This is a genomic window from Segeticoccus rhizosphaerae (assembly GCF_009192725.1).
Taxonomy (GTDB): Bacteria; Actinomycetota; Actinomycetes; order Actinomycetales; family Dermatophilaceae; genus Segeticoccus; species Segeticoccus rhizosphaerae.
Genome location: NZ_VOHR01000708.1, coordinates 1 through 596 on the forward strand (window position 1 = coordinate 1; position 596 = coordinate 596).

Annotated in this window: 1 protein-coding gene; it reads right to left on the reverse strand. The window is 75.5% G+C overall.

Translation table 11 applies throughout. The annotated features are described in order from the left end of the window. Window positions 1–596, reverse strand: a 596-nt coding sequence (locus FRW57_RS22600) for an SDR family NAD(P)-dependent oxidoreductase (RefSeq protein WP_152187136.1), incomplete at both ends; no start/stop codon positions are given.

A 596-nucleotide genomic window follows, 5' to 3' on the forward strand; every position in this document is an offset into this window, starting at 1 on the left:
GGGCGCGGCGCAGCGGGCGGCGTCGCCGGGCGCCCGAACAGGCGGGGCCACAAGCGAGCCGGCAGCAGTCGGGCGAGCTTCATCGGGATTGCCAGCCGCAGCGGGAAGGCGATCTCCACCCGGTCACGCTCCAGGCCGTCGCAGATGGCCCGTCCGGCAGCGTCGGGATCGATGGCGAAGGGCATCGGGAACCCGCCGGACCCGGCCAGCGGCGTCCGCACGAAGCCGGGGTTGACCGTCGTGACCCGCACCCCACGTTCGGCGACCTGCACCCGCAGCGCCTCCAGCAGGGCGATCTGACCGGCCGTGGCCGCACTGTAGGCCTCAGCACCGGCGACACCGCGGTAGCCGGCCAGCGAGGCGACCCCGGCGAAGGTCCCGCTCGAGCGGTCCAGCATGGCCGGCAGCACCGCGGCGACGGCGTTGGACAGGCCGACGAGGTTGACCTCGACCTGCCGCCGGAAGGCGTCGGCGTCCCAGTGGTCGACACTCGGGCGCTCCCAGGTGCCGGCGGTCACGACGACCAGGTCGATCGGGCCGAGCCCGGCGGCGACCTGCCGCGCCGCGGCTGCCAGGCCCGCGGCATCGGTGACGTC